The sequence below is a fragment of the Vibrio sp. HENC-03 genome (genome assembly GCF_000305755.2).
Taxonomy (GTDB): Bacteria; Pseudomonadota; Gammaproteobacteria; order Enterobacterales; family Vibrionaceae; genus Vibrio; species Vibrio owensii.
Window position 1 is genome coordinate 112,951 of sequence record NZ_JH976128.1, and the last position, 26,152, is coordinate 139,102.

A 26,152-nucleotide genomic window follows, 5' to 3' on the forward strand; every position below is an offset into this window, starting at 1 on the left:
AGCATCACGCTCACGATGTTTGTGCTTTATTCCAAAAAATTACCTTGCCAAAATTTGAATAAAAAGACAATATTAAAGCATAAATAAACACAAGGAATGGCTGTAGTGAAAATTCGTAGTACTGCTCTGGTTAAAGGATTCCGTCAATCCACACCTTATGTGAATGCTCACCGTGGAAAAACCATGGTACTAATGCTAGGAGGTGAAGCGGTTGCCGATAAAAACTTTGGTAACATTATCAATGACATTGCTTTAATGCACAGCCTTGGCATTAAAGTTGTTGTTGTTTATGGTGCCAGGCCACAGATCAACCAACTACTAGAGAAGCAAGAGCTTACTACGCCATACCACAAAAACGTTCGAATCACAGATGAAGCCGCGCTTTCGGTAGTTATGCAAGCAGCAGGGCAGCTTCAACTGGCGATAACCGCACGCTTATCTATGAGCCTTAACAACACGCCGATGGCGGGTACTCAACTTAACGTTGTGAGCGGCAACTTTGTCATTGCTCAGCCACTCGGTGTGGATGACGGCGTCGACTATTGCCACAGCGGACGCATTCGTCGAATCGATACCGATGCAATCCACCGGACACTCGATCAAGGTTCAATTGTATTACTCGGCCCAATCGCCAGCTCAGTTACAGGGGAATGCTTCAACCTTCCCTCAGAAGAAGTCGCGACTCAACTAGCGATTAAGCTTGGTGCGGATAAATTGATTGGCTTCTGTTCTGAGCAAGGGGTTATTGATGACAATGGTAACGCCGTCGCGGAATTATTCCCTATTGAAGCCGAGCATGTCATCACGAAACTCATGGCAGACACCTCACCAGATTCCGACTATAACTCTGGAACATTACGTTTTCTCAAAGGCTCGATTTCTGCTTGCCGTGCAGGTGTGCCAAGAAGCCACCTAATCAGTTACAAAGTTGATGGCGCACTCATTCAAGAATTGTTCTCTTTCGATGGTATCGGTACACAGGTTGTAATGGCCAGTGCTGAACAGGTACGTGAAGCGGACATCGATGACATTGGCGGTATTTTAGATCTGATTCGCCCATTAGAAGAACAAGGCGTGCTAGTAAGACGCTCTCGCGAACAGCTTGAGCAAGAAATTAATAAGTTCACCATCATTGAAAAAGACGGCTTGATCATCGGTTGCGCCGCTTTGTACCCATATATCGAAGAGCAAAAAGCAGAGATGGCTTGTGTGGCGATCCACCCAGACTATCGTGATGGAAACCGTGGGTTATTGCTACTGAACTATATGAAGCATCGTTCAAAATCAGACAACATCAATCAGATCTTTGTGTTGACCACACACAGTCTGCATTGGTTTAGAGAGCAAGGCTTCTATGAAGTGAATGTTGATTACCTTCCGGGAGCAAAACAAGGGCTGTATAACTTCCAACGTAAATCGAAGATTCTGGCATTAGATCTCTGACGAATAACGAAACGTTATTTATTCAGCACTTATATCATTATGCAAAGCTTTACATTGACATTGGTCGCAATTTAACCTTTTCAATATACATATGGTTGGTTATACTCTGCGCGACAAACGGTTGGTTTTTAATCAACTCACAAATGGATCTAGGTGAATATTGTTCACCCTAAAGTGCAGAACAAGCTCCATCGCGCTGCATGACGCATCAAGGACAGTTGTTACTCTTAAAATGAATAAGATGAGCACTGTTATGAGAACCATTATTTGCAATTCACTTCAAAGCTTTTGGGATATGGCGGATAACCATTTTCTAGAAGGGCTAGACGTCCATTGCGTGTTCCCCGTCAATGACGCCATTAAAGATTTTATCTTGGCTTACCAACAGCAGTACAAAATTCGCAGCGTGTCATTTACCAATGCGTTTACACAAAATTAAAAAAGACCGAGCATGACGCTCGGTCTTTTTGTTTTAACTAGATAAGCGAGATACCAACCCACTCGCTCGAGTAGTTTTCACCTTAATACCGCGCTTGAGAACATTCATCTCAGCGTACATCGCAAGGCGTTTCTTCGCGCGAGTAATGCCAGTGTAGATCAGCTCGCGAGTGAGGATTGGACTGAAATCTGGCGGCAAAATCATTAGCGTGTATTCAAACTCACTGCCCTGTGATTTATGAATGGTCATCGCATATGCGGTTTCATGCTCAGGCACTCGGCTTGGCAGCACCGACTTCACGCTGCCATCCGGCAATTCGAAGAACACTTTAAGACGCGGTTCACCTTCGCTATCGTCTCGCATGCAAATGCCGATATCACCGTTATACAATCCCAAGCCATGATCGTTACGCGTGACCATCACTGGCCTGCCGTGATACCAAAGCTCGTCTTGGGTTTGAATCAACTTACGTGCAGCTAGTGCTTTTTCAATGCGTTGGTTTAAACCGGTCACACCAAAATCACCTTCACGGATGGCACACAATAATCGGCATTGATTAAAGGTATCCAGCACTGCTTTAGCTTTGTGGGTCAACGTTTCTGGTTCCCCAGTCTTCTGGTCAATCTCTTGCTGTCCGATGCGTTTTAAATAACGACCATATTCGGCAACCAAAGTCTGCATCATCTGATTGTAATTTTGGCTACTCAGTGCGAAATGCTCGATATCAGCAAAATCACGATTCCAAACGTCGTCTACTTTTGCAGCTGAGCCAGCGTTGACCGCTTTTGCTAGCTGGCCAATACCAGAGCGGGCGTCGAATCGGTAACTCTTTTGCAGCATGCATAGGCTATCGGCAATCGAAGCATTACTGTTGGTGCTGTACGCCAAAGTGTCAAAACCTGTTAGCTTCGCGACTGCAGACGCCTGCTCTTTGCCAAAGCCAAATGCATGGAACGAACAGATATCACCTAGCACCGCACCAGCTTCTACCGATGCCAACTGGTCTTTATCTCCGAGAAGAATCAAACGCGCATGCTTTGGCAGTGCATCCACAACTTTGTACATCATCGGCAGATCGACCATGGAGGCTTCATCCACCACTAAAATATCGAGGTGCAGCGGATTTTGTTTGTTGTGACGAAACTCTGCACTGTTTGGGATCGCGCCCAATAGGCGATGCAAAGTGCTCGATTCGGTTGGAATTTTCGCTTTAAGCTCAGACTCCACTGGCAACTCTTGAATCGCTTTACCAATAGACTCCGTCAAACGCGCTGCCGCTTTACCTGTTGGCGCCACCAGCTTGATGGTGAGGTTTTTCTCTTGTCCTGCTTGCTCAATCAGCGCGGCAAGCAATTTGGTTACCGTGGTGGTTTTACCCGTACCCGGCCCACCAGAAATCACCGCAAAACGACGCGTCAGTGCCACCGCAGCAGCGACCTTCTGCCAGTTAACACAAGCTGATAACGGTACAAGCTTGTCCAGGACTTGCAATTCATGAACCTGTTTTGCTTGGCAGACTGCCGCATCAATGGCTGACCAATCGAGACTGTCTACAGTGACCACATCTAAATGGTCACAGACTAGCTGCTGGCGTAGCACTTGGTTACTGGTTCCCGACTCTGCCACTTTAGCTAATGCATTGAACAAAAAGTGGTACTGACGAGCGAATAAATGGTGAAGCAACTCAGACAAACGTGTGAACTCTTGAGGCTGAAGGTTTACAGCCGCACTGAGTTGATTGAGCTTGTCTGCCAACGTCACTTCATAGTGCCAGTAACGATGCAAGTAGAGACGTTCGCCATCAAACATCATTGGCAAAGCTTCACCTTGAGTACCAACCAAAGGCGATACTTGCAGAAGCTCCACCCAATTGATGCCCTGCAGTTGAGTATTAAGCGCTAACGCAGACTCCCCAAACAGACCGAGCTTACTGGCAAGGTCTGTTGGCTGCCCTTGGCTGTCAAACAGAGGCAAGCAGATGTGCCCTTTGCCTAATTCACTGCTGACCACACCAGCAATAAACGCCAGTTCTTGGCTGTTCGCTTGTTGCTCAACTTGCGAATAGATAAAGCGCGCGAACTGGAAATCCAACTGGCGAATCGCCCCTTTTTTTGCCAACGATTCTAAAGTTGCCAATAGATCTCGTGTTGCTACAGGGCTGCTTTGCTCAGAAAGAAGATCATTGGTTTTCATCAAATTAACTCCATCTGACCGGATTCGCTGGATCGCGTGTCAGGTGCTTGACCATCAATCAAATGATCCATCTCTTGTAAAAATTCAAAGGTTGGCTTGGCAGAAAAAATACCGTGATCACTTTGCCCATCCATACCACGCAAGAACAGGTAATAAACGCCGCCAAAGTGCTGTTCATAATCATAATTTGGCAATCTGCTGCGTAAGAAACGATGCAGCGCCAAGGCGTAGATTTGGTATTGCAGATCGTAGCGATGATCCGCCATCGCCGACTTCAACGCATCGCCATGATAATGGAACACATCATCGCCTAAGTGGTTCGATTTCCAGTCGAGGACGTAGTATTTACCTTGATGCTCAAACACCAAGTCAATAAAGCCTTTCAACATGCCTTGCACGGTTTGGAAACCCAGATCGCCCGCTTTAGCAGACAGCGGATCATGACGTTGAATCACACGGTTCAATGCTGGTGCAGATAGCACTTCAATCGGTAATAAGAACTCCATCTCAACCAAACGTTGCGCCGGACCTTTTTGATTGAGCAGCAGTGCTTTGCTATCCAAAGGCGTTGCCAGCACGGTATCAATCAACTGTTGCAGGATTGGCAACCACTCTTCATCAAGCTGCTCACTTTCCATTAAACCGAGGATGATTTGGGTGTTCTCTTCCGTCGTCGCAGGTTGAGTAAACTCTATTTCCTCAAATAAACTGTGCAGGAAAGTACCCGGACGTGCGCCACGTGGGAAGTTGAAGATAGAGCGTTCTGGCTCAACCAATTCGGCTTCATCTTGCTCTTCTGAAGAATCGATATCAAAGCCGGTGATTTCAATCGTCGCGTCATGTTCAGCATGATGAGAACCTTGCTTAACTAAACCCGAGTAACTGGTGATGCGCCAGTTTCTATCAATCGGGTTTTGCAGCTCTTTGGCAGTCAACGCTTCTAACTCGGTTTGCTCCGCAACATACATCTCATCGTGCTGCTTTGGAGGCTCACAAATCACCACGTTATCGAGATTCTCTTGCTGCTTTTTCAGCCCCACAAACAGGTCGTTGATGCCACCCTCTTGACCATTTTGCACCAAGTAACCAATCGCACTGTGATGCACACCGGTTGGCTCTTTGCTTGAGCGACCATTGCGCAGTGGTGAAGCACCAATAAAGCAGGCATACACGGCACGCGTTAGCGCTACATAGATAAGGCGCAAATCTTCAGCAAGGCGCTCTTTATCTGCCTGTTTTAACGACGCATCATTGCCCGTGATATCAAGTACGGTGCGATCGTTCTCAGCGTCGTAGTATTTGGCTTCACTCGCTTCTCGGTAGCCAAACACAAATGGCAAGAAGACCAAGTCATATTCCAGGCCTTTAGATTTGTGAATGGTGACGATTTGCACCAAGTTACGCTCTGATTCCAAACGCTGAATTTGGTCATCGCTGCCACCTAGCCCGTGCTCGGCATCGCTGATGGATTGCGCTAACCAACGCAGCAAACCGTGGTCGCTGTCTAATTCGTTGCTCGCTTGCTGCAATAGCTCACCAATGTGCATCAGATCGGTAAGTACTCGCTCACCGTTCTCACTTTGCGAGCTCGCCCCTTCTTCTAGCAAACGCTCAGCAATATGACGCTTACTGATCACTGCTCGCAGCATAGGAAGCACACCACGTTGCACCCAAAGCTTACGGTATTCTTTGAACTCGTTAACCGCATTTTCCCACACGGTTTCGTCGTTATTGAGGGCGTCTAAACTGGCCGCATCCAGAGCGAATAATTCTGATGCTAGGCTGGCGCGTAATGCTCTGTCGTTTTCTGGCGTTAACACCGCTTGCAGCAAACGCTGTAAGTCTTGTGCGACGGAACTGGTAAACACGCTATCGCGGTTAGAAAGGTACACACTGGCAATGCCTTGGTCTGCTAACGCCTGTTTGACCATGCGACCTTCGCTACCCGTTCGCACCAATACTGCAATGTCGCCCGCTTTAACTGGCTTCTGCTTTTCGCCATTAACCAGACACGCTTGGCCTTGTTGCGCTGCGGTCAAAATGGTTTGAATTTGGCTCGCTGTCGCCTCCGCCATGGCGGTGAGGTATTCACCTTTTGGCAAAGGTTTATCCTCCGCTTCTTGCAGCCAATAAGTCAGTGCAGGTTGCTTTTGACCACCCATAGTCCAAACGCGTTTATCGGCACTTGGGCTGTAATCCACGGGGTGGAATGGAATGTCGGAGTCATAAATAAACGGGCTATCTGGCAGAGCAAAAATCTGGTTCACTGCCAATACCATATCGGCACTTGAGCGCCAGTTGGTACCAAGCGTGTAGTGAGCACTAACTTGGTTACGCGCCTTTATGTATGTGAAGATGTCCGCCCCACGGAAACCGTAAATCGCCTGTTTCGGGTCACCGATCATAAACAAACCGCACTCAGGATTATCCAAATAAATGCGGCTGAAAATACTGTATTGCAGTGGGTCAGTATCTTGGAATTCATCGATCATCGCAACCGGATAAAGCGTGCGAATGCGCTCTGTCAGTAGTGCGGTTTCATCGGTATCAATCGAGGCAGAAAGCTGAGTCAGTAAGTCATCAAATGACAACCATTGCTTCTGATTTTTAGCTTTTGCCAGCATCACTCGACAATGCTCAATCGCATGAGCCAATAGCGGCGCTTTTAAACTGATTGGGTTTGCAAGGAAGGCTTCTATCGCCTCAAACACAGGGTGCTGTGGCGCAGTGCCTTTCGGCGTTTTCTCAAGCAACACATTCTGCGCGAACTTCTCCAGCTTATCTGGATACTCATAACCCGTGGTTTCTGTCGCAGCCCATGCGTTGACCGCTTCTAGCCATGTCGGTAAAGACTTCTTGGTGTAGCTACGTTTGTTGACGTCGGAATCAGAAATCAGTGTGAGGAAGTCCTCTTGGCTATCACGCCACTGGCCTTTCAAAGCATCAATTTGCTTTAGGTTTTGCTCATGCAAATCGGCAAGACTCCCCTGCATTGCAGGAACAGAGAGACTTAGCGGCGCGCCCGTGAGGTAGTTGCTGATGTCATACAGCAGATCCGATGGCGAGCCCCATAGTTGGCGCACTTCTCCAGCCAAAGCGAATGGCAGAGGGTAGAAGTTACGACGCCAGTAATCGGCAACGACTTGCGCTTTAAGATGGCTTTCGTCTGTCACAAACTCATTATTGAAGCGACTACCGGATTCGAATGCGTTTTGCGTCAGCATGCGTTGGCAGAAACCATGAATGGTGTACACCGCAGCTTCATCCATTTGGCGCTCTGCTTGTAATAGGATCTCAGCAGCTTGCTTATGATCCTCGATTTCTTCCAACAAAGGCTGAATCACAGGATCTGAGCTTTTCCCGCGAGCGAATGCGATCCTCGCGTCGTGAATACGCGCACGAATACGATCACGCAGCTCCGCCGTTGCAGCTTCAGTAAAGGTCACCACCAGAATTTGATCCACGGTCAACGGCACGCGGTGCTTCGTATCGGCAGTGCCATGCCCTAGTAGGAGTCGCAAATACAAACCCGCGATGGTAAAGGTTTTACCCGTACCCGCCGATGCTTCAATTAGCCTTGCACCATGCAGTGGAAAAGTCATGGTTTGCAGTGGAGTTGGAACTGACATTTGCGCCATAACGCTGAATCTCTCCGGATTATCGACTGATCGAACTGTGATCTATCGTTAAAAATTCTATTAATATGTCTAATAGGTTGGAATATTTAGACCTTTGTGGGATCTCACTCACGGTTATCATTACGGAGTACCGTTAGTATGCGCCTCACGAGATAAGCCAAGCCTTTCAGGCAGCTACACTCAAACGAATCATGGTCCCTCTGACCTTGTGGCCGTACAGCGAACGCCCTACAAAAAATAATGATTTTCTGGCGGCCACCCTACTCTCTTTTTTATCTAAATAATCCAACTTACTTTTCATCATCAGCATCTTGTGCTGCCAATCTTGCGCCTTGAAGAACCAATGCAGTTAGTGTGCGAACTTCTGCTGCAAGCTCATCATTCCAAGCAGACCAAATACGCGAAATATACGCATTGTTTCCTTCGCCTGGGCTCATGTAACCATCATTGAATGCGTCCGCCATTTTCTTCAGCGATTTCTCTTCGTCATCAGCCCAATGACCACGACTAAAGCCCGCCTCGACACACGCCAGTGCTGTTTTCGGGAAATATGGCAATGGCTTAGTCATGCCTTCAAAAAACAAACGCACTAATTCAGAAAGCAGTTGTTTCGCTTGCGCAGCGTCTGCCATTGCTGGGTAAACTAAATGCACCGCGCCTTCCTTGCGGTCATAACCAATAACGTGGGTCTTTCTCGGATAACCAGAGGCAGACATAGCAAGATGATCGATCCATGCAGCAAGATAATCCTGCGCACGAATTTTACCGCTGCGGTAGCGAATCAAACCAGATTGATAGCATTGAGTTAGCCAACCGGTTAGACGGATATTTTTTCCTTCACCAAGTACATCGAAGGTAAGGTCGATTTCTAAATCGTCTTGCGGCGCACCGGACAAAAACGCCAACTTATCCACCAGCTCTTCAGCTTGCACGCGGTTGGTTTCAAACTCGATATCACCAAATGCGCCAACCGGTAATTTGCCCTGTGCGCGTTGCTCACTCATAAAGTGCTTGAGTACATCTGCTTTTGCGGCCGGTTGGGTAATGGCGGTTTCGAGCAAGGTTTCCAGTAGCTCATCACGCATTTGATAGCTTTCCAAACCGCCTAACACGAATGGCTCATCGTCTTCCATCACGGGCAATGGCGGCTCGAACATCACTTTCAAACGGCGGTTAAAGAAATACTGTACTGGTAAACGCCAGAAGCGTTGTAATTCCACCAAGTCCAATTCGATTGGGAAGGTTGCGCCAAGTAAGTAATCATCCAATGCGCGGTTAAACTCGCCACGAGCATGACCTTGCGATTGATTGCTTTGGGTCAACGTTGCCGGAATCCACTCTTTGGCATAGCTCGAATGAGAGCCTTGGAATGCGCTTGGGCTGAATGGCACCATGGCATGTACGTTCACTAACTCGTTGAGTAGTTTATCTCCGGAGTCATCGACTGGCTGATCTTGATCGCCATCTAGGCAGTAGTTCTGATGGCAATATTCCATCAACTCTGACACCAGAACAGACGGCACGCGCTCGGTGTTATCTTGGATAGAACGCCCAACGTAACTGATGTACAAACTCTGCTGCGCTGACAACACAGCTTCTAAGAATAAGTAACGGTCATCGTCTCGGCGGGAACGGTCACCCGGTTTAGTGCGCCCTGTCATTAAGTCAAAACCTTCTGGTGGCATTGATCGCGGGTAAACGCCATCGTTCATACCAAGCAGACACACGGTTCTAAATGGGATCGAGCGCATCGGCATCAGAGTACAGAAGTTCACTTGTCCGGCAAGGAAGCGCTGGCTAACCCGTGTTCCTGACAGCTTGTTTTGCAGATACTGGCTCACAATAGAAGGCGACAAGGCGTCATCAAATGCCGCATCGGTTAGCTGTTCTTTCAGTTGGCTTAAGGTATCTCGAATGGACTTGAGCGCCATTTCCCCTTCTAGCTCAACGGAGAAGAAGTCATCCAACATCGCCACCAAGGTTTCACGCCATGCATCAATCGACTGAACAAGGGAAAGTTTGCGGCGATATTGGCTAATTTGTTGAATAAAGTGCGCTAACTTACCGGCAAGTTCTGCGCCCATACCTTGCACTTCATTGTATGGAGAGAGGCTACCCTCTTGTGCTTCAAACAAACCGGCAGATTCTGGCATCGCGTAACCTAACAACATACGCTGGATACCAAATTGCCATGTATTTTGGCGTGTTTCTGGCAGCTCAAATTCGCTGCCGGTATGGCTATCTAGCCCCCAGCGAATACCAGATTCTTCCACCCATTGTTTAGCTTGAAGGAAATCATCTTCGCTTAAGTCGAATCGCTTCAAAATCGCCGGCGTTTCTAACAGCTCAAGTAATTCAGAAGCCAAGCAACGTGTATTCGGTAAATTAACAAGTTGCATGAAAGCCGCCAAAATTGGGCTTTCTTGATCGGCCGTTCGGTCTGAAATCGAGTAAGGAATAAATCGCTCACCCGGCGCATTGCCGAACACCGCCTGAATCGCAGGGCTGTAGGCATTGATGTCTGCCACCATGACAATAATATCGCGCGGTTTCAGTGTCGGATCAGCATCGAACATTGCCAAAAGCTGATCGTGTAACACTTCCACTTCTCGCATTGGGCTGTGGCAAGAGTGCAAGCTCAGGGATTTATCACCCAAACTCACCACTTGTTTGTGCTGGCTGCTGTCGATTTGCTCGTCGTCTTGGTGCTCTTCTAAATTAAGAATGTCGGCTTGAAGTTGATGGAGCAGACTGTCGCGCTCGACATCAACAAAAGCTTCAATCTCATGGGATTCAAGCTGCGACAACAGATACATGTTATCGCGTCCAAGTTTACCCATCGACGCCAACAAGCTGTTACCCACCACATCGGTATGCAGCTCATCCACCACGTTTTCTTCTAGTGAACCTTTTAACTGCCCACTCTCACCTTGTACTTCAGAATGGTCTTCTTGCCAGACCACGTGCTGACGATGTTTTGCTGCTAGGCGAGCTAGGAATTTACGGTCGCGTACCTCACCCCAGTAATAGCGACAAGGGTTGGTAAACATAAGATGCACATCAATGTGTTCACCAATGGCTTTTAGCGCATCCATGTAACGTGGCGGCAGTGAAGAGATACCAAACACAAACAGACGCTTCGGCAGATGGTCAAAGTTACCGTTAAAGTTTTCGAGCGTATCAATGAAGTGTTCGTACAAATTGGCACGATGATAAGGCGATTGCCCAAGGGTAACCGTGTGGTCGTACAGTGCCTGCCACAAAATCGGCTGCCATGGGTGTTCGTCTTCAAGTTCAGGTACCGTTTGTCCTGCTTCCCAACTCGCAATCCATTCTGGGCGATACACCAAATAGCCATCGAAGATATCAGCAATTTTCTCTGCCAATTGATACAGCTTGGAATTGTCAGTGTCGTCCTGAAGATAACGAGCCAAAGGTTCGAATGATGCTTCGTTTAGTAAACCTGGAAGCAAGTGCATCAACTTCCACGTCATGGCTTCTTTGTTGAAGGCACTGCGCTTAGGCACATCAGCCAATACTTGGGTGAACATGTCCCAAATGAAAGTCGCTGGCAGCGGAAATTCTAGGTTTGCCGCAACACCAAACTCTTTCGCCATTTCCATTTTTAACCACTGAGACATACCCGGGCTTTGAACCAGAATTTGCTCTTTTTCGAATGGGTTTTCTAACGGATTGATGCGAATCAGTTCAACAAGAAGTGATTTGAGAACATCGACCTGATTGGAGTGATAGACAGTAAACAAAGTAGGAGCACCGCATGCCAATGGAAACTGCTAGCAAGCTTAGCACAGCCGCATTTATTCCTAGAGCGATCTCGATAGCTTAAATAACAAAAGGTTAGAGAACACTCAAACTCTGCGCAAATAACCAGCAACTGACATTTGTAAGTCACGTCTTACACGCAAATACAAAGCGTGACATCAGTCACAACTATTTCATGATAAAAAACACTGTTTTATAATTCACGCAAATTTTTATAACAATACCCATCAAATTGAATATTGAGTGAAAGGCGAAGAATCACGGGGTTCAAGTCATCTTGATTTCACGCTGAGCCGCACTTTGTTCTTGATTTGATAGGGATGAAAAAGCACTGGAATACCAAAACTATGTTGCGCAAATTTTCTTCAAATAGCGCTTGGCTGATTGCATTTTTTGCTTGCTTTGCGCTTTATCTGTCGATCGCTTGTTACCCATTTTTGCTGTCAAACAACCAAGCAGAACCGCTCACCTTTCTGCAAGAGTATTATTTACTTGCTACACAATTTGGCTGGTTGGGTTTAATTGCTCTTCCGCTGATGCTGGGTTGTTTATTGCTGTCCTTTTTGCCGACAAGCATGTTCAAAGTTGTTGTGATCACCATTGCCATCACGCTCTTGATCATGTTGAAAGTCGATATCCTAGTTTTCCAGCAATACAAACTACACATCAATGGCCTGTTGATCCGCATGTTCTTCGAAGGCGGTCGTGACGTATTTGAAATCTCTTGGATGAGTTGGCTGATCTTTATTAGCGACATTGCACTGCTCGCCATTGGCTTGGCATGCACCGTTTGGTTAGCCAATAAACTGGCTCAGAGCCGAGCAAAGTTTGTGATTGTTGCGGTTTGGTTTAGCTTGTTGCTGAGCACTCAGGTTATCCACGCGTATAAAAACGCACTCTATGACGACGAAGTTAGCCAGTTCTCGAATAACTGGCCTCTTTACTACCCATTAACGGCGCGTAAGTTTATCTATCGTCATCACTTGGTGGATGAAACCATTGCCTCACAAAACCGAGTGGAGCTGAAAAACATTGAAAGCAGTTCACTGAACTACCCACTCGCCCCTGTAAATGTTAAACCTAAAGCTAAACAGCCGAATGTATTGTTCATTCTGGTTGATGCTTGGCGCCACAGTGACGCAACACCAGAGATCATGCCAAATGTCAGCAAGTTCAGCGAAAAAACAGTCAATTTCTCTCAACACATGAGCGGTGGTAACTCTACTCAGGCGGGTATTTTTAGTCTGTTCTACAGCTTGCCAGCAACTTACTGGGACAGCTTTTATGCGAGTCAAAAATCCCCCGTCTTCATGGATACCCTGCAAAATCAAGGCTATCGAATGGGTATTTTTGGTTCAGCACCATTAACCAGCCCACCTTTGTCGCGCACCGTCTTTAAGAAGGTGAAAGATCTCACCCTTAAACAAACTGGCGAAACGCAAATCAAACGTGACCAGCAGATCACCGATGAGTTTATTCAGTTTCAAAAGCAAGATAGCGACAAACCGTATTTTAGCTTCTTGTTTTACGATTCGGCTCATGGCACCAGTTTTCCAGAGCCTGAGTTTGCTAAATTCAAGCCTTACTGGGAACGTGTCGATCATATTCTTCTGAATAACGATTTTGACGCCTCGCTCTATCATAATCGCTATAAGAACTCTTTGTATTTCATCGACAGTTTGATCGCAAAAGTGCTGAAGAATGTCGACTTAGAGAACACCATTGTGGTGATTACTTCCGACCACGGTGAGGAATTTAACGACCATAAGATGAATTACTGGGGCCATACGGGTAACTACAGTGATACTCAAGTGCATGTGCCGTTATACGTTTATCTTCCAGATCATCAGCCGGAGCAGATCAACTATCGCACCACTCACTATGACATTGTGCCAACTCTAATGAACGAGCTATTCGACGTTAAAGGCAACACCCAATCGTATAGCGTAGGACGAGACCTATTTGATAATTGTGTTCCACGTGATTGGTTCATTGCGGGCAGTTATTACAACTATGCGCTGGTAGGGAAAGAAACCATGTTAGTGGTAAACCCAGGAGGGCACTCTCAACAACTCAATAATCAACTTAAAGTGGATACGGAACACCAAGTGCCAGTGAACGTGATTCAAGATTCTCTCGATGAAATGTCACGCTTCTATAAGAAAGGATAACACTCGCTAGAGTTCCCCCTAGCGAGCATATTGATGAAGTAAGTGTTGCCTTAACACAGACACACTCGACAATATCACCCTCCTTTGGAACAAATGAGGGTGATAGTTCTTTGAACTGTAGCCGACAGGAAGCCCAGTTTTGTCATCAACTAACCAAGAGTCTGCTGGGTGACACTTATCCAATTTATAGATAAGTGACCAAACGCTGACACCTAGGATTTCAGCGACCGCTTTATTACTGGCTCTAAAATGGTTGTCGTTTAAGTAGTGTAAGATTTCTTCGAGAGAATACTGCATGCTGATACCGTGTCTGAGCGTGTTATTTGCGCAGCAGTCGGAACACAAAAAGCAAAATGACAGCGCCGATGGTCGCAGTAATAATCCCCTCAACGCTCAACACGCCAACAGCACCAAAACCAAACATTGAGCCTACGTAACCACCAACAAATGCACCGAGCACACCAAGAATGATGGTTGCTAGCCAACTATTTGAAGCTCTCGTCGGCAATATCCATTGAGCCAATACACCAGCAACTAACCCTAAAACCGCCCAAGCAATGATAGCCATGTAAAAATCCTTTCTATTTGGGGAAAGGTCATATTCTAAAAACTAATCCTTTCTTTACATTAGCATCACTTAATTTATACCTTTGAGAATGCCTAAGCCTTAAAAATCTAGATAACGAAGTAGGCATAGTGAGGAGAGGTAAGTTTCGAATTGCCATCTCCTGCATGAGAACTCTCGCTACAATGGCCGCGGTTACTAAAGTTTGATGTATTAAAATTGTATCTATTTTTCCTGCCACCCTTTTGGGGTGGCATTTTTTTATCTTCAGATAGACTTTAGAACCCACCCTACCGATACAAAAAAAGCCTCTTGGCGAGAGAGACCAAGAGACTTTGCTTTACGAGTAAGACTTATGCGTGATGTGTCGTCATCAAGCGTGGTTGGATTAGTAAGTTATTGATGTATTGCAAACCTACGTAAGTCACCACAATCGTTGCCACAATCAATTCGATGCCTGCTAGACCGCGAACTTGTTGTACATAGTGCGCTGCTAGACCATTTGCTTCCATCCAATTTGCAGTTTTGAACAGAGCCGTTGCACCAATCACCATTGGGAAGGTAAACGCTGCGTAACCTGGACTAAATGGCAGTCTTAGCAATTTAAAGAAGGCTAGGTAGATGATGGCTGTCATCAACACCGCGATACCAAACAACAGAGCAATAATCACTGGTGAAGGTGTTGCCGTTACGGTTAGGTACCCTGCCAACGATAGGCTTGCTGGTGCCGCCATGATAGCCATGGTTGGTTTTGCTGCATCTGGAATTTCATGAGTGAACATGAAACGGTAGATCATCATTGGCAACATCACCGCGTAAGCCACCATACCGAAGATCAATGCACCGTGTGCAATAGGTGCAAGTACTGGGTTACCTGAGAAAGACACGTCTGCAACGATAATACCCACTGGTGGTACGAACCAGCTTGGCACCATGTGGTGTAGTTCGAAGTCTTTCGCGCGGTGGTACAAGAAGCTCACTAGGAACACGATATGTAGAGCTACCGCCACTAACCAAAGCACGTCACCTGCAACAGGGAAAAAGTGCCCTAGAGAATTTGAAACCACCATGGTTCCCATCGCGAAAGTTGGAACGACACTACCCACCACAGGGTGCGCAAGATCTTGTCTCAACAAATGATTGTGAAAAAGAAATTTAGTCGCCAAGATTGCTAGCAGTACGCTTGCAATACCTGCGCTAATCCACTGTCCATAGCCATGTAATTCGGCGAAGTTTTCCCAACTCCAACCTAAGCTCGCAATACCAAGAGCCAGACCCGCCATTGGGGTTGGTGCTCCCATTACTTTTGCTTTTGTTCTTTGAATCATTACGACCTCAAAATCTAGGCTAACTTTCTATGGGGTGTATATTACTCTTGCACTTCGTTCCAATATATCTAATTATTTAAAACTAACGTTCAGATAAACTTAACGGAATATCATGCCTAGTCATATCTCTCTTAAACAACTGAAAGTTTTTACTACGATCACTCAGCACAAAACGCTAACTGCGGCTTCGGAAAGCCTGTTTCTTTCTAAGGCGGCCGTGAGTATGGCATTGTCTGAGTTAGAGAAACAAATTGGTCATCACCTATTTGACCGGGTGAACAACCGCTTAATTCTCAACCAAGAAGGACAAAAACTTTTGCCCCTCGCGGATGAACTCCTCAACCGAGCTCGGGATATTGAGAGTGTGTTCGATGGCGACCAAACCTTATCAGGGCTACTTCGCATCGGTGCCAGTGACACCATCGGCAACCAAGTTGCGCCTTACCTGTTAAGTGATTTTCGTGATGAAACAAATCACCAATCGCAAAGTTTGTTCATCTCTAACTCCGCCCAGATTTGTGACATGTTGATCGCGTACGAACTCGACATCGCGCTCATCGAGGGCAAGACCATACACCCAGAGTTGGAATCAACGCAATTCAGTGAAGACGAAATGTGTGTGATTTGTCCGCCGGATTACCCTAACTTCGATGAAGGGCCAATCAGCCTAAACGAGCTCGAAGACACGGAATGGATTCTGCGTGAGGCGGGGTCTGGCTCTCGAGAGTTCTTTATGCGCGCCATCGCTCCGCGTCTAGAACACTGGCATGAGGCTTTTCAGCTAAACACCACCGAAGCGCTGATCAATTCGGTATCTGCCGGACTTGGCTTAGGTTGTTTATCACGCCTATCTGCTGAACCTGCAATTCGCGATGGTCGTGTGAAAATGCTCAACATGCCACTGGACATGAAGCGTCGCTTCTGGCTTTTGATCCACAAAGAGAAGTATCAAAACCCGCTTCTGCGTACATTCATTGAATTCTGCCAAGATTGGGAGCGACCAGAGAACCCTCATCTTAAAGATGGCTAGTTCGAGATGGGTCGTTCACGGGAGATAGTTCAAGGCAGATAGTTCAAATGCTGGTCACTTAGTTGTACACGGCTCTCATTCTGAGGCTTGTGGCTAGACTTAATTGGTCAAAAACTGTATAAAAAGCCAGTATAAAATTTAACAAATTAACTTAGAGGACCAACCATGGCTGTAATCGTCAAGTACGTGGTAGAACGCAATGGAGAAGAGAAAATGACTTTTACCTCTAAAGCGGAAGCTGACGCATACGACAAAATGCTGGATATGGCGGACGAGTTATTCTCACTGCTGGGTAAGAGTGAACTTCTAGAAGACGAAGGTAAGCAAGAAGATCTTGCAATGTACCTTGCGCAAAACAAAGAAGAAGTGCTTTACGCTCTGGGTGCAAAACGTAAACCTGCACCAAAAAAAGCAAAGAAGCTTGAAGCTGTTGAAGAAGATGGCGATCAAGAAGACGCTGCATAAGCCTCTCATTTGTTTAGAAAAAACGTCGCATTATGCGGCGTTTTTTTATGCGTTGTATTTATCGCCATATATCTCTGAGAATATAAAGAACCGATTTGATATCCCAAATTGCTCTAAATTTCATGTTGCAGATTAGTGTGACTTAGATCTAATCTAAATAGGCACGGTGATGGGGTGCCACCGGAATCGAAAGGTTCGAACCGCTTTCAAAGCTAATGACTCCTACAGAAACGAAAACAGGTCAGCCCTGTTGGAAATGCTTTCGCCTGTGTTGTGAAAGCAAGAGTTCTGTAGTGAGCAATTCAACTCTTCTCCAACCCCGCTCCTGTTTTCTCAAAAAATAAAAATACACTGGGAAAACATTATGCAATATTCACACGAAATCCAATCAATGTGCCCGATTCAACGCGGCGATCTTCATGCATCTGCACCGATCCCTGTTGAAGGCGCAATGATCAATCCAAAAGACGTTATCGCGATTTCTGGTCTTAGCCACGGCGTTGGTGCTTGTGCTCCTCAACAAGGCGCAGCAAAACTGACCCTTAACGTCAAAAATGGCATCATCGAAGAAGCTTTGATCGAAACGATCGGCTGTTCAGGCATGACTCAATCAGCAGCGATGGCCGCAGAAATCCTAACTGGCAAAACCATTCTTGAAGCACTGAATACCGATTTGGTATGTGATGCTATCAACGTCGCGATGCGCGAAATCTTCCTTCAATTTGTTTACGGTCGTACTCAATCTGCTTTCTCTGAAGGCGGCTTGGAAATTGGTGCGGCACTGGAAGACCTTGGTCAAACTCAACGTAGCCAAGTGGGTACTAGCTACTCAACTAAAGCAAAAGGCGTACGTTACATGGAGTTAGCTGAAGGCTACGTAACAAAACTCGCACTAGACGAAAACAAAGAAGTGATTGGTTACCAATATCTCAACCTAGGCAAGATGATGAAAGCCATCAACGAAGGCGTATCTGCAGCAGAAGCCGCAGACAAAGCAACGGGGACTTACGGTCGTTTTGACGAAGCAGTATCTACCATCAACCCACGCCAACAATAATTGCCACCAAGAGGAAAGAGATTATGAACACTCCAATTACTGAATCTGTACGTCGCACATTAGACGAAATGCAACTTTCTTCTCTGGAAGAGGCTTACCAATACTGTATGGATCGTGGTATCGACCCTAAAGCACTAGTGATGGACACTCAACCTATCGCGTTTGAAAGCGCTGCCGATGCCTACACGCTAGGCACTGCTTTGGCGATTTTTCGCGGAGCAAAAACAGCAGAAGAAGCTGCAAACATCATCGGTGAAGGCCTTCAAGCCTGCACAAAACCAGGCAGCGTCGCAGAGCAACGCCGAGTGGGCATCGGTCACGGTGCATTGGCGGCTCGTCTATTGAATGAAGAAAGTGGCTGTTTCGCTTTCCTTGCCGGTCATGAGTCATTCGCAGCGGCAGAAGGCGCAATCAAAATCGCATTGAACGTGAACAAATCACGTAAAAATCCGTTGAAAGTTATCCTAAATGGTTTGGGTAAAGACGCCGCTTACCTAATCTCACGCATTAACGGTTTCACATACGTGCGCACTCAATACAACTACCAAACTGGTGAGTTAGTGGAAGTAGAACGTCGCCGTTTCTCCCAAGGTCCACGAGGTGAGATCCTTTGCTACGGTGCAGACGATGTGCGTGAAGGCGTGGCTATCATGCATAAAGAACAAGTGGATGTGAGCATCACAGGTAACTCAACCAACCCGACTCGCTTCCAACACCCTGTAGCAGGTATCTACAAAGCGGAACGTAACCGTGAAGGCATGCCTTACTTCTCTGTGGCATCAGGTGGTGGGACTGGTCGTACTCTACACCCAGATAATGTGGCGGCAGGTCCTGCATCCTACGGCATGACAGACACTATGGGTCGCATGCACGCCGATGCACAATTCGCGGGCAGCTCTTCAGTACCTGCACACGTAGCGATGATGGGCTTCATCGGTATGGGCAACAATCCAATGGTAGGGGCAACGGTTGCACTTGCAGTAGAGGTCGGTGAGCTAAGCCTCTAAATCGATTTATCGCTTTACTATCTAAAGCCAGTAAATCCAACAAACCCAGTGTAGGGGGAGTGACTTCGGTCCTCCCCTTATTTTTTGTGATACCCCCTTCTCCAACTTCACTGTGTCTCTGTCCAAAATCGGTCTGATAAGGCTTTTGCGACACATTTCTCATCAGACAAACATATCTCTAAAAAGACAAAAGGTATCCATCTACAGACTTTCTCCATTTCCCCTCTTTAAACTCCCCAACACTCTCTTTATGATGGCTGACAACTTAATTATTTCTTGTCAGTGAACAGACGAGACACAAGACTCAACACATGGAGATCAACTATGGCTTTCTTCTCTCTAGCCTTTGGTACGGCAACTAAAAACCGCGACGGCAAAATCATCGAAGCGTTTTTCCCAAACCCAGTTCTTAACCCAAGCGAAGCGCTTGTTAACGCACTAGCAGCAGTAGCAGGTTACGAGCAAGGCAACCAAGCTATCGAGATCTCTGCAGCACAAAGCGCAGAACTGGCAGCAGCATTTGAAGCAAACGGCGATGCGGTAAACGCATCTTTCGCAGCAAAAGCAGCAGAATCAGCACAACCACTTGTACTGGTTATCCTTGCAACTGACGAACAGCCACAAAGTGTTGCTGAAGGCTTCCTAAAGCTTCAACTTATCTCTAACCGCCTAGTTCAACCACACGGCACGGTACTAGACGGCATCTTCGGTCTACTACACAACATCGCATGGACTAACGAAGGTCCAATCGACCTACCTGAACTAGCAGAGCGTCAAATCGAAGCTCGCCTAGCGGGTCGTGCACTAAGCGTAGATTGCGTAGACAAGTTCCCTAAAATGGTGGACTACGTGGTACCAACTGGCGTTCGTATCGCTGACACTTCTCGCGTACGTCTTGGCGCACACGTTGGCGAAGGCACAACGGTAATGCACGAAGGCTTCATCAACTTCAACGCGGGTACAACTGGCGTGAGCATGGTTGAAGGTCGTATCTCTGCTGGCGTAGTGGTTGGTAACGGCTCTGATATCGGCGGCGGCGCATCTATCATGGGTACGCTATCTGGCGGCGGTAAAGTTGTGGTTTCTATCGGTGAAAACTCGCTACTAGGCGCGAACGCAGGTCTTGGTTTCCCAATGGGTGACCGTTGTACTATCGAATCAGGTCTATACGTAACTGCTGGTTCTAAAGTACGCATGCTAGATTCTGCTGGCCAAGAAGTAGAAGTAGTGAAAGCACGTGATCTTGCTGGTGTTTCTGACCTACTGTTCCGTCGTAACTCTGTAACAGGTCAAATCGAGTGTCTTGCAAACAAGAGCGCGGTTGAACTAAACAGCGAACTGCATAAAAACAACTAATTCATTTGTGAATTAGCCCTACGAAAAATCCCCCAGCAGGAAACTGTTGGGGGATTTTTTATTAGCAGCCTTAACTAACGCTTTATCGGGCGAATCCACATCGATAAATCAGGGCATTCGTACTGCAAATGAGCCATCAATTGTTTAGCTTCTGAATAATGGAAGTAAACATCACTGAACAGATAGTACGAACCATGAATGTGGTGCTCGTATAAAGGTACAGTCGCACACTGAGCAAATACCTTGTTCGGTGGCTTAACACCAGAGTAGAGCTGAACAACGTAAGCCTTAGAATTTGATGTCGATGGTTGAGATGGTTTTGGCGGAGGCGCCGGTTTTGATTTCTTCTGACCCGCTTTTTTCTCTAATAACGAACAGCTGGCAGCGTTGATATCAAAAGACATCACTTTCGATTTATCCGCGGCATCCAGAATATTGACGCGCTGAGCCTTCGCATCACCAAAACACTCTTTAGCCAAAGCGTAAGTCGCCAGTTCGCTCAATACACAAGATGACGAATCGTAATAGATTTGCTGCACACTGTTATTCAACTGCGCTTGCGGGGAGCACTTCACCATCTGACGAAACTCTGCCCCATCTAATATCCATAAATCGACCGCTTCTTGAATCGTGAGCTCTGCCTGTGCACCAGAAGCAAACCCAAAACAACTCAAAAGTAAGCAATAAGAGAAATATGGCTTACTTGTATTCGACGAAAACACTTACTCGTCTCCACCACCATCTTGATCAGACGATGCTGGCGCTTTTCGAGCGTAGTTTGAGAACGTCTCAGGGCCATCTTTCTCTGCAGCCAATTTCTCGATTTTCTTATCCGTTTCGTAATTAACCAATGCATAGACAGACCAAATGGCCGCAGGCAACCAACCGATTAAAGTAATCTGCAATAGCAAACAGATCACGCCCGCCCAATAACGGCCAATAGTAAAAAATTGAAGCCAAGGAATTAGAATGGCAAGTACTAGTCTCATGTCATGTCCTATTAAGTCTTTTATTATTCATGATCGTATTGCGCACTGATGCTCGGCTTATCAACAAATGGATTGCCGTCGAGATCGCTTTGTTCAAAAGAAAAAGCCGCCTAAGAATTTGGAGCTACGAACCGACATGTGAAGCAAGACTTAAGCGGCAAGCTGAAAGGGTAAACTAAGCCACTGGAACACAATCTTCTCCACAATGGCATTAGCAAAGGGCACCAATTTACAATACCGCTATATAGTAACCGTGTCAGAGGGATGAATATTTAGCATCTATAAATCAAGAACAACGGGGATGCATACACAGCGGGAACAATGAAAGAGAAGTAAAACGGTGTTTCTCGCGTTCTATACATATAAAAAATCCCCCAACAGGAGAGTCACTGTTGAGGGATAATGATTGCTCAATGAGAGCCTATTGTTACGACATGGCGTGTGACGTAATACTGAGCGTTTCAAACACTCTGTTTTTAGAACTTTATTTGTTCAGAAAGTTCACCGCTTTATCAGGGAAGTCAGTAAACAAACCATCCACTTTCACCTGATTGTAGAAGATATCCATCATGCCATCGAAGCTATCCGTGTACGCAGGAATACGCCCTGGGTCCGCTCGGAAAGTATAAGGGTGCACTTGCAAGCCCGCATCTTTTGCCGCTTTCATCAAAGGTTTGATGATGATGTTATCCTTGGTTGATTTGTCATCCACCAACATTGGCTTCCAAGGACCGATCCCTTCCGCATATTCCGCGACCTTCTTCATACCATTGGCTTCAAACATCCAGTCATAACTGTATGGTGTTGCCTTGTCGCCTTTGTACTCCATGGTCTCGTTCCAGTCGGTGTAAGCCATGAGCTGAACGAGCTTTAAATCCATGTCCATTGCAGGCATGAGCTCACTGTTGATGCGCTGAAGCTCATTCGCATCAAAACACTGAAGGTATACTTTGTCGTCTTGCGAATCGTAACCATACTGTTTTAAAACGTTAAGCACCGCTTTTGAGATGTCTTTGCCTTCATGACGATGGAACCAAGGCGCTTTTATTTCTGGGTAAATACCGATGTCATAACCCAGCGTTTTATTTAAGCCTTGGATCAGCTCAATTTCTTCGGCAAAAGTAGGTACGGTGAAGTCTGATTTCCACATTGGGAATCGTGTCGGATAGCCAGCAACCTTGTTCCCTTTCTCGTCGATGTTAAAGCCTTCAGTGACTCGCAATGATTTGATTTCTGCCAACGTGAAATCAATCGCGTAGTAACGACCATCTTTACGAGCACGGTCTGGGAATCGCTCAGCTACATCGGTCACGCGATCGAGGTAATGATCATGCAATACGACGAGTTGATCGTCTTTGGTCATCACCACATCTTGTTCGATGTAATCTGGTTTCATCGCGTACGCTAACGCTTTTGCTTCTAAAGTATGTTCTGGTAGATAACCCGATGCGCCACGGTGCGCGATAACAAGCGGTTGTGCAATTGCTCCAGCTGAGATGCTCAGAGCGAGAACCGTCATGCAAACTGACGTTGTTTTCATTGTTCTTTCCTTAGCTTATTGAAGGGGCAGTATTCCACCGCCCCTTTAATGTTTTATGACGCCAATGCTTCTTTCTCACGCGCTTTTTGTTCATGGTGAGCACGCTCGCCAAGAAATGCGTAAGTTAGACAAACGATAGAGGTAATACATGAACCGATTAGGATGATAAAGCCACCATCCCAGCCGAAGTGGTCTACCGTGTAGCCAAGAATCGCGTTTGCCGCTACCGCACCGCCCAAGTAACCAAATAAGCCAGTTAGACCTGCAGCCGTACCCGCCGCTTTCTTAGGAGCAAGCTCTAGCGCATACAAACCAATCAACATTACCGGACCGTAGATCAAGAAGCCGATTGCAACCAGCGCCATCATATCGACTGCTGGGTTACCTGCAGGGTTGAACCAGTAAACCAGCACAGCTACGGTGACTAACGCCATAAATAGAATACCGGCAGGAGCACGACGACCTTTAAACAGTTTGTCTGAAATCCAACCACACAATAGCGTACCTGGGATACCCGCCCACTCGTATAGGAAGTAAGCCCAAGAAGATTTATCAACCGAGAAATCCTTCGCTTCTTTTAGGTATACCGGCGCCCAGTCCAACACACCGTAGCGGATCAGGTAAACAAACGCGTTCGCAATCGCGATTGACCACAACAACTTATTAGAAAAGACATACTTGAAGAAAATTTCCTTCGCCGTCATTTCTTTTTCGTGTGACTTGTCGTAATCGTCAGGGTAATCGTCTTTGTACTCTTCAATTGGCGGAAGACCACAAGACTGCGGTGTATCTCTTACCGTGAACCAAATAAAGACAGCAACGAGCGTGGCAAAAAATGCAGGTACATAGAAAGCGGTGCGCCAATCGTCGTTAAATGCCCAAAGACCAAGAATAAATAGTGGACCAATCAAACCACCACCTACGTTATGCGCCACGTTCCAAACCGATACGATCTCGCCACGTTCTTTACGTGACCACCAGTGAACCATGGTTCGGCCACAGGCAGGCCACCCCATACCTTGGAACCAACCGTTTAGGAACAATAGAATAAACATCGCGGTAATGCTGCCCGTAGCCCAAGGCATGAAGCCGAAGCAGAACATCACAAGTGCAGACATTAATAGACCGCCACTTAAGAAGTAACGAGGGTTAGAGCGGTCAGAAACACTGCCCATTAAGAATTTTGATAAACCGTAGGCAATAGAAACGGCAGCTAAAGCAACACCGAGGTCACCACGGCTAAAACCTTGTTCAATAAGGTAAGGCATCGCCAAGCTAAAGTTTTTGCGAACTAGGTAGTAGCCGGCATAGCCGACAAAGATGCCGATGAAGAGTTGCCAACGTAAGCGGGAATAAGTGCCATCGATCTTATCGGACGATAAGCGATCGATGTGCGCCTTAGGTTTGAATATTCCAAACATAGGAACCTCATTAATATTGTGAGCGATGGTAGGGAGTATTAAATCGCGAACGAGCAAAAAGGAGTTTCGTTCGAAAGTGAGTGCATTCTATGAGATTCGATTTTTATTTCTGTGACAAATGTTGCATAAGAATTAAATTTCAGTAAATACAGAAAATTAGAGGCTTTTAGTTAGACTATGCTTCCACTTTCCCCAGATTTCGTTACTGTTCACATACAACATAAAATGCGCAAACGAACAAAACCATCACAATATTAAGCGAATCAAGCGCTCAAATGACCACAGATTCAAGACAAAAATTTATGTTTGAGTAACTTAGACGCTCTAAACTGGGTTCTATCACCCCAAATAAGTCACGTTGCAACAATGTCATTGTGTTAACAATTGAATGCGACAACGACGCCCCTCTTCTAGCGCTCGTGATGAATAACTTTTAAAGCAAAACAAGACATGACATCCACAGATCAGCGTCTTTTTTCACTCCTACTTTGGGCTAATAACAACCTACCGACTGAATATCAGCAATCCCTTATTATCATTAGTGTTAGGTAGCTCTTTAGAGTTAGTTTTCGACCAATAATCTGAGCAATTTACCACCATTCACGAAGCAGCTTCACAAAACTCCTCTTACCAGTTTGTGCATTGATTTTCACATCGGTAGTTTTAGGCCGACAAATCGAAGTTGAAGCTTCTGAATCGTTTTGTCGAGTTTCCTTTTTGAGCAAAAGATGCGTCAATTAACAAAAACGAAGAGTTTGATTAACAAATTCATGCTCAAACGCTCATTTTTAACGCTCGTTTGTTTTCGCAAACGTTTATATATGCACAATAGAACCGTGCTAGATAAGCATAAATATTAAAGGACTCTTAACATGACAACGAACAAACACCCCTCACTGCTCGGAGAATGTTTGGCCGAGTTTATCGGTACAGGATTACTTATCTTTTTTGGCGTAGGCTGTGTTGCTGCACTTGTGTTGACCGGAGCTCAATTTGGTCAATGGGAAATCAGTATTGTATGGGGCTTTGGCGTCGCCATCGCTATTTACTGTACTGCGGGCGTATCCGGTGCACACATCAACCCTGCCGTAACTATCGCGCTGGCGATGTTCCATGGATTTGATAAGGCAAAAGTAGTGCCTTATATCATTGCGCAAATGCTTGGTGCATTTTGCTCTGCTGCTTTGGTTTACAGCTTGTACAGTAACCTGTTTACGGATTACGAAATCGCACACAACTTCGTTCGTAGCAGCCAAGACGCATTAGCGACAGCGGGCATTTTCTCGACTTACCCACATGCTTCTCTCTCTTTCTTTGGCGCTTTTGCTGTGGAATTCGTGATTACTGCAGTGCTAATGTTTGCCATTCTTGCTCTTGGTGATGAGAACAACGGCGCACCTCGCGGCGCGATGAACCCATTACTTATCGGTATCCTCATTGCGGTTATCGGTGGTTCTTTAGGCCCACTGACTGGCTTTGCAATGAACCCTGCTCGTGACTTCGGCCCTAAACTGTTTGCTTACTTTGCAGGTTGGGATTACGCACTGACCGGTGCTCGTGAGATCCCATACTTTATTGTTCCAATTCTTGCTCCTATCGCAGGTGCTTGCTTCGGTGGTTGGTTGTACCCGAAAGCGATTGCTGCATATCTGCCACAACAAGGTCATGGCTGTACTATCCCTAACCAGTGCGAGACCGAAGAAGAAGCAGAACAAGCTCAAGCTTAA

At 46.3% G+C, this 26,152-nt stretch carries 19 protein-coding genes and 1 riboswitch; of the genes, 9 read left to right on the plus strand and 10 right to left on the minus strand.

The features are described 5' to 3' along the window. The first annotated feature begins 105 nt into the window (after positions 1 to 105). Positions 106 to 1,443, plus strand: a complete 1,338-nt coding sequence (argA, locus tag VCHENC03_RS04450) for an amino-acid N-acetyltransferase (RefSeq protein ID WP_009707457.1) — start codon at positions 106 to 108, stop codon at positions 1,441 to 1,443. A 253-nt stretch (positions 1,444 to 1,696) separates the two neighbouring features. Further along, positions 1,697 to 1,882 carry a hypothetical protein gene (locus VCHENC03_RS04445; RefSeq protein ID WP_009707458.1) on the plus strand — a complete coding sequence of 62 codons (186 nt, stop codon included), beginning with the start codon at positions 1,697 to 1,699 and terminating at the stop codon, positions 1,880 to 1,882. 33 nt (positions 1,883 to 1,915) lie between these two features. Here VCHENC03_RS04445 and recD read toward each other — a convergent pair whose 3' ends face one another. The 3 genes from recD to recC all read right to left on the minus strand — a co-directional run bounded on the left by recD (position 1,916) and on the right by recC (position 11,477). After that, positions 1,916 to 4,075 (minus strand): exodeoxyribonuclease V subunit alpha, encoded by a 2,160-nt coding sequence (recD, locus tag VCHENC03_RS04440; RefSeq protein WP_009707459.1) that lies wholly within the window; start codon positions 4,073 to 4,075, stop codon positions 1,916 to 1,918. Next, on the minus strand, positions 4,075 to 7,713 hold the full coding sequence (recB, locus tag VCHENC03_RS04435; protein WP_009707460.1) for an exodeoxyribonuclease V subunit beta: 3,639 nt from the start codon (positions 7,711 to 7,713) through the stop codon (positions 4,075 to 4,077). Before recB ends, recD begins: the two co-directional genes overlap by 1 nt. Before the next feature lie 290 nt (positions 7,714 to 8,003). Continuing rightward, positions 8,004 to 11,477, minus strand: coding sequence for an exodeoxyribonuclease V subunit gamma (gene recC / locus VCHENC03_RS04430; RefSeq protein ID WP_009707461.1), 3,474 nt, complete (start codon positions 11,475 to 11,477; stop codon positions 8,004 to 8,006). A gap of 366 nt (positions 11,478 to 11,843) precedes the next feature. Here recC and VCHENC03_RS04425 point away from each other — a divergent pair, with 366 nt between their 5' ends. Beyond that, positions 11,844 to 13,667, plus strand: a complete 1,824-nt coding sequence (locus tag VCHENC03_RS04425) for a DUF3413 domain-containing protein (RefSeq protein WP_009707462.1) — start codon at positions 11,844 to 11,846, stop codon at positions 13,665 to 13,667. 18 nt (positions 13,668 to 13,685) lie between these two features. Here VCHENC03_RS04425 and VCHENC03_RS27545 read toward each other — a convergent pair whose 3' ends face one another. The 3 genes from VCHENC03_RS27545 to VCHENC03_RS04415 form a co-directional block, all read right to left on the minus strand. Next, complete coding sequence (locus VCHENC03_RS27545) at positions 13,686 to 13,964, minus strand: hypothetical protein (protein WP_009707463.1); 279 nt, start codon at positions 13,962 to 13,964, stop codon at positions 13,686 to 13,688. A gap of 22 nt (positions 13,965 to 13,986) precedes the next feature. Then, positions 13,987 to 14,235, minus strand: coding sequence for a GlsB/YeaQ/YmgE family stress response membrane protein (locus VCHENC03_RS04420; protein WP_009707464.1), 249 nt, complete (start codon positions 14,233 to 14,235; stop codon positions 13,987 to 13,989). Positions 14,236 to 14,585: 350 nt separating this feature from the next. Then, positions 14,586 to 15,560: a TDT family transporter gene (locus VCHENC03_RS04415; RefSeq protein ID WP_009707465.1), complete on the minus strand. Its 975-nt coding sequence runs from the start codon at positions 15,558 to 15,560 to the stop codon at positions 14,586 to 14,588. Between the two features lie 112 nt (positions 15,561 to 15,672). Here VCHENC03_RS04415 and VCHENC03_RS04410 point away from each other — a divergent pair, with 112 nt between their 5' ends. From VCHENC03_RS04410 to dapD, 5 genes are all read left to right on the plus strand, one after another. After that, positions 15,673 to 16,590, plus strand: a complete 918-nt coding sequence (locus VCHENC03_RS04410; RefSeq protein ID WP_005427361.1) for a LysR family transcriptional regulator — start codon at positions 15,673 to 15,675, stop codon at positions 16,588 to 16,590. A gap of 165 nt (positions 16,591 to 16,755) precedes the next feature. Further along, positions 16,756 to 17,055: a YebG family protein gene (locus tag VCHENC03_RS04405; RefSeq protein WP_009707466.1), complete on the plus strand. Its 300-nt coding sequence runs from the start codon at positions 16,756 to 16,758 to the stop codon at positions 17,053 to 17,055. A 156-nt stretch (positions 17,056 to 17,211) separates the two neighbouring features. Continuing rightward, positions 17,212 to 17,287: riboswitch (Fluoride riboswitch) on the plus strand. A gap of 132 nt (positions 17,288 to 17,419) precedes the next feature. Beyond that, positions 17,420 to 18,112, plus strand: coding sequence for an iron-sulfur cluster assembly scaffold protein (locus tag VCHENC03_RS04400; RefSeq protein WP_009707467.1), 693 nt, complete (start codon positions 17,420 to 17,422; stop codon positions 18,110 to 18,112). Between the two features lie 23 nt (positions 18,113 to 18,135). Then, positions 18,136 to 19,119: a GGGtGRT protein gene (locus VCHENC03_RS04395; RefSeq protein WP_009707468.1), complete on the plus strand. Its 984-nt coding sequence runs from the start codon at positions 18,136 to 18,138 to the stop codon at positions 19,117 to 19,119. 324 nt (positions 19,120 to 19,443) lie between these two features. Beyond that, positions 19,444 to 20,475: a 2,3,4,5-tetrahydropyridine-2,6-dicarboxylate N-succinyltransferase gene (dapD, locus tag VCHENC03_RS04390; RefSeq protein WP_009707469.1), complete on the plus strand. Its 1,032-nt coding sequence runs from the start codon at positions 19,444 to 19,446 to the stop codon at positions 20,473 to 20,475. A 74-nt stretch (positions 20,476 to 20,549) separates the two neighbouring features. Here the strand turns inward: dapD and VCHENC03_RS04385 are convergent, their stop codons facing one another. From VCHENC03_RS04385 to glpT, 4 genes are all read right to left on the minus strand, one after another. Further along, complete coding sequence (locus tag VCHENC03_RS04385) at positions 20,550 to 21,197, minus strand: hypothetical protein (RefSeq protein ID WP_009707470.1); 648 nt, start codon at positions 21,195 to 21,197, stop codon at positions 20,550 to 20,552. After that, on the minus strand, positions 21,198 to 21,464 hold the full coding sequence (locus VCHENC03_RS28225) for a YqaE/Pmp3 family membrane protein (RefSeq protein ID WP_005436586.1): 267 nt from the start codon (positions 21,462 to 21,464) through the stop codon (positions 21,198 to 21,200). Positions 21,465 to 21,948: 484 nt separating this feature from the next. After that, on the minus strand, positions 21,949 to 23,004 hold the full coding sequence (gene glpQ, locus VCHENC03_RS04375) for a glycerophosphodiester phosphodiesterase (RefSeq protein WP_005436585.1): 1,056 nt from the start codon (positions 23,002 to 23,004) through the stop codon (positions 21,949 to 21,951). 53 nt (positions 23,005 to 23,057) lie between these two features. Beyond that, positions 23,058 to 24,425 carry a glycerol-3-phosphate transporter gene (gene glpT, locus VCHENC03_RS04370; protein ID WP_009707471.1) on the minus strand — a complete coding sequence of 456 codons (1,368 nt, stop codon included), beginning with the start codon at positions 24,423 to 24,425 and terminating at the stop codon, positions 23,058 to 23,060. 872 nt (positions 24,426 to 25,297) lie between these two features. On the opposite strand from glpT, the gene VCHENC03_RS04365 reads away from it, so the two are divergent. Then, the gene (locus tag VCHENC03_RS04365) at positions 25,298 to 26,152 is read left to right on the plus strand and encodes an MIP/aquaporin family protein (RefSeq protein ID WP_005436583.1); all 855 of its coding nucleotides are present in this window, start codon (positions 25,298 to 25,300) and stop codon (positions 26,150 to 26,152) included.

Bases quoted from the DNA above. Each gene is read 5' to 3' on its own strand.
- VCHENC03_RS04445 (WP_009707458.1), top strand. From the start codon at position 1,697: ATGAGAACCATTATTTGCAATTCACTTCAAAGCTTTTGGGATATGGCG.
- recD (WP_009707459.1), bottom strand. From the start codon at position 4,075: ATGAAAACCAATGATCTTCTTTCTGAGCAAAGCAGCCCTGTAGCAACA.
- recB (WP_009707460.1), bottom strand. From the start codon at position 7,713: ATGGCGCAAATGTCAGTTCCAACTCCACTGCAAACCATGACTTTTCCA.
- VCHENC03_RS04425 (WP_009707462.1), top strand. From the start codon at position 11,844: ATGTTGCGCAAATTTTCTTCAAATAGCGCTTGGCTGATTGCATTTTTT.
- VCHENC03_RS27545 (WP_009707463.1), bottom strand. From the start codon at position 13,964: ATGCAGTATTCTCTCGAAGAAATCTTACACTACTTAAACGACAACCAT.
- VCHENC03_RS04420 (WP_009707464.1), bottom strand. From the start codon at position 14,235: ATGGCTATCATTGCTTGGGCGGTTTTAGGGTTAGTTGCTGGTGTATTG.
- VCHENC03_RS04415 (WP_009707465.1), bottom strand. From the start codon at position 15,560: ATGATTCAAAGAACAAAAGCAAAAGTAATGGGAGCACCAACCCCAATG.
- VCHENC03_RS04410 (WP_005427361.1), top strand. From the start codon at position 15,673: ATGCCTAGTCATATCTCTCTTAAACAACTGAAAGTTTTTACTACGATC.
- VCHENC03_RS04405 (WP_009707466.1), top strand. From the start codon at position 16,756: ATGGCTGTAATCGTCAAGTACGTGGTAGAACGCAATGGAGAAGAGAAA.
- VCHENC03_RS04400 (WP_009707467.1), top strand. From the start codon at position 17,420: ATGCAATATTCACACGAAATCCAATCAATGTGCCCGATTCAACGCGGC.
- VCHENC03_RS04395 (WP_009707468.1), top strand. From the start codon at position 18,136: ATGAACACTCCAATTACTGAATCTGTACGTCGCACATTAGACGAAATG.
- dapD (WP_009707469.1), top strand. From the start codon at position 19,444: ATGGCTTTCTTCTCTCTAGCCTTTGGTACGGCAACTAAAAACCGCGAC.
- VCHENC03_RS28225 (WP_005436586.1), bottom strand. From the start codon at position 21,464: ATGAGACTAGTACTTGCCATTCTAATTCCTTGGCTTCAATTTTTTACT.
- glpQ (WP_005436585.1), bottom strand. From the start codon at position 23,004: ATGAAAACAACGTCAGTTTGCATGACGGTTCTCGCTCTGAGCATCTCA.
- glpT (WP_009707471.1), bottom strand. From the start codon at position 24,425: ATGTTTGGAATATTCAAACCTAAGGCGCACATCGATCGCTTATCGTCC.
- VCHENC03_RS04365 (WP_005436583.1), top strand. From the start codon at position 25,298: ATGACAACGAACAAACACCCCTCACTGCTCGGAGAATGTTTGGCCGAG.